Here is a 3285-nt window from a genome sequence, read left to right on the forward strand (position 1 = left end):
TGGCGAGCTCGAGCGTCGCCTCGCGCCCCGCCCAGGGGCCGAGGTCGATGCGCTCGTCGTCCCACTTGCGGTCGTGGCGGTGGGCCTGGGGGTTGAGGACGCGGGAGAACAGGCGGCGCTCGTCGACCCGCACGGTGAAGCGTACGCCCGGTGCGGCGGGATCGATCGCATCGGGTGGCTCGACGCCGGCGCCGAAGCGCAGGCTCGCGTGCTCCGGCACCGCCACCCGGTAGCGAAGGAGCGCGGGCGCCGGCGCGACCAGCGCCGTGCGGTAGCCCGCGTTCGGGTTCGTGTTCCGGCCCGGCCGGATACCCCGGATGCGCACGGGAGCGTCCGGGCGCTGCGCGACGACCGTGCCGGCGGCGAGCAGGCCCGTCAGGTCGAGCACGGTCTGCTCGACCCGCAAGGTCGCGGGGAGGACGTACGCGCGCCGCGCGCGCACGCGCCAGACGACCGCGCCCAGGGTGAGGAGGGCGCCCGCGGCGAGCACGAGGCCGACGCGCCGGCTCATTCCATGTACCCGAGCGCGCGCAGCCGGCGCGCGGTCTCCTCGCTCGGCGCGATCGTGCCGCCGCGCGGGCCGAAGCGCAGCGCGAGCGCGCGGCAGTCCCGGCGCCAGCGCTCCAGCGCCGCGCGCATGGCCGCCGCCTCGTCCGGGCGGGCCGCGCGCACGTTCTCGCGCTCGCCCGGATCGCGGAGGAGGTCGAAGAGGCGCTCCTCCGGCCCGTCGACGATGTAGGCGAGCCCGCCCCGGCGGAGGCTCTCGTAGACCCGGCCGTCGCTGTACTCGCTCACCGCGCCCTCCGGGGCGGCGCCGTCGTAAGCGTCGTGCAGGAGCGGTGTCACGCTGCGCCCCTGCACCGATGGCGGCCCGGACACGCCGAGCAGCTCGAGGATGGTCGGCATCACATCGATCAGCCGCACGCGGTTCTCGATCCTGAGGCCGGCGGGCAGGTGGCCCGGCCAGCGCAGGACGAGCGGCACGCGCAGCGTGCCGGCGTAGAGGTCGTCGTGCTGGAACTGCCCGTGCTCGCCGAACGCCTCGCCGTGGTCGGAGGTGAAGACGACGAGCGTGTCGCGCCCGAGGCCGAGCTGGTCGAGCCGGTCGAGGAGCGGGCGGATCGTCTCGCCGTCCATGCGGCGGATGCCCGCGTCGTACAGGCGCTCGACGAAGCGCACGTCGCGGGGGTCGTTCCGGTCGACGCTGTCCCAGAAGCGCCGGGAGATCCCTTCCCACGCCGGCACGCTCATCCCACCCTGCGCGCGCAGGCGATGGACGGCGTCGAGCACGCGCCCGCGGTAGTCCGGGTCGAAGAGGCGGATGTACTCGTCCGGGGGCAGGTACGGGTCGTGGACGTCGTAGGTGTGGTAGAAGACGAAGAAGCGCTCCCAGCGATGCCGTCCGAGCCAGCGGAGCGCGCGGCGCCGCTGGCCGCCCACCGTGTAGAGGTCGAAGCCCTGGTCGAAGCCGCGCGCGGGGTCGATCTGCGCGCCGCCGGTGAAGGCGGCGGTCGCGTAGCCGGCGTTCTCGAGGACCTCGGCCAGCGTGTGCACCGCGGGGTTGAGGACGTGCGCCGGCTTCCCGTTCTCCCACAGCTCGACGCCGTGCACCGAGGGGTAGAGCGAGGTGAGGAGCGTCATGTGCGACGGCGTGGTCTTGGGTGACTGGCTGTACGCGTCGGTGAAGGTGACGCCCTCGCCGGCGAGACGCGCGTCGATGGTGGGGCTCGTCGGGAGCGGGTAGCCGTACGTGCCCAGGTGGTCCGCGCGCAGCGTGTCGATCGAGACGAGGAGCAGGTTCGGGCCGCGCGCGGCGTGCCACGCCTCGAGCGCCGTGCCGGCACGGAGCGCGGCCAGGAGGGCGAGCGCGGCGAGCGCGCCGCGAAGCCGCGTCGGCGCCGGGCGCCCGCGCCACCAGCGCACGACCTGCGCGAGCGCGGCAGCGACGAGCGCGGCCGCTGCCACGCGCGGCAGCCAGGCATCGAAGCGGTCCCACGCCGTGCGCACGATCAGGCGGTGGAAGCCGGCGGCGATCCAGCCCTGCTCGGCCGCGACGCGGAGTGCCACCCGGGCGGCCACGCCGAGCGCGATGGCGAACGCGGCCGCGAGCGCCAGCGCGAGATCGCGGACGAGTCCCCGCATCAGTCCACGTACCCGAGCGCGCGCAGCTTCTCGCCGAGCGCCGGGTCGTGGCCCTCGGCGCGGGGCGGCGCCGGCGCCGTCGTCTCCCACTCGGCGAGGCGCGCGGCCAGCCGCGCGCCCTCCGGCGCGCTCGCGAAGCGGTCCGCACGCTCGGCCGGATCCCGCACGAGGTCGTACAGCTCGTAGCGTCCGAGGGCGGGGGCGTGGATCAGCTTCCACCCGGTGGTGCGCAGGGAGACGATCGGTGTGGTCGCGCCGTCGGGCATGAGGCCGTAGAGCGTCTCGGAGATGGCGGGCACCTCGGCGCGTGCCGCGAGGAGGTCATGGCCGGGGAGCCCGGGCGGCGGCGGGGTTCCGAGCAGGCGGGCGAGGGTCGGGAAGAGGTCGATGCCCTGTGTCTGCTCCGCGACGCGGGCGGGGCGGACTCCCGGGCCCGCGATCACGAGCGGCACGTGGAGCAGCTCGTCGTAGAGGTGGATGCGGTGCTTCAACCGCCCGTGCTCCTGGAACTCCTCGCCGTGGTCGGCCGTCAGCACGACGATCGTCGAGTCGGTGACGCCGCGCGCGGCGAGGGCGTCGAGGAGCGTCCCCAGCTCCGCGTCGCAGGCGCGGATCTCGCCGTCGTAGAGCCGCCGGAGGTGCTCCACCTCGGCGGCGGAGAGCGGGGCGCCGGCGAGCCGCCGCGCGAGCACGTCCGCCTGCCCGGCGGCGACGGCGGGGCGCACTCCGGGCGGCGCCGGCGGGCGCAGCGCCGCGGGCGGCGTGTAGGGGTCGTGCGGGTCCATGTAGTGGAGGTAGGCGAGGAAGCGGAGCCCGCGGTTGCGCTCGAGCCAACGGAGGAAGCGCGCGTTGACCTCGGCCGCGCCCGGCCAGTCGTTGCGGGCGCGGTCCCAACTGAACTCGACGAAGGTCTCGAAGCCGCGCGCCAGGTTGGTCGCGCGCGAGACGAGGGGGCTTGCCGAGACGCCGACCGTGGTGACACCGGCGGCCTCGGCGTGCTCGGCGAGCGTCGGAAGCGTGTCGGCGAGGAAGCCCGGATCGCTCGCCGCGCCGGCGGCGTCGGCCGAGACGCCGACCACGCCGTGGGCTCCGGGGGTGGAGCCCGGTGAAGAGGGTCGCGACCGAGAGCATCGTCCACCACCT

Annotated in this window: 3 protein-coding genes; all 3 read right to left on the reverse strand. The window is 75.6% G+C overall.

Going from position 1 to position 3285, the window contains the following annotated elements:
• The coding region (locus E6J59_19335) for a hypothetical protein (GenBank protein ID TMB16266.1) at nt 1-511 on the reverse strand (511 nt) is incomplete at its 3' end.
• Entirely contained in the window at nt 508-2142 is a 1635-nt protein-coding gene (locus tag E6J59_19340) for a hypothetical protein (GenBank protein ID TMB16267.1), read from the reverse strand. The genes E6J59_19340 and E6J59_19335, both read right to left, overlap by 4 nt.
• Nucleotides 2142-3285, reverse strand: a 1144-nt coding sequence (locus tag E6J59_19345) for a hypothetical protein (GenBank protein ID TMB16268.1), incomplete at its 5' end; no start/stop codon positions are given. The genes E6J59_19340 and E6J59_19345, both read right to left, overlap by 1 nt.

It is taken from the genome of Deltaproteobacteria bacterium (assembly GCA_005879795.1).
Lineage (GTDB): Bacteria > Desulfobacterota > Binatia > DP-6 > DP-6 > DP-6.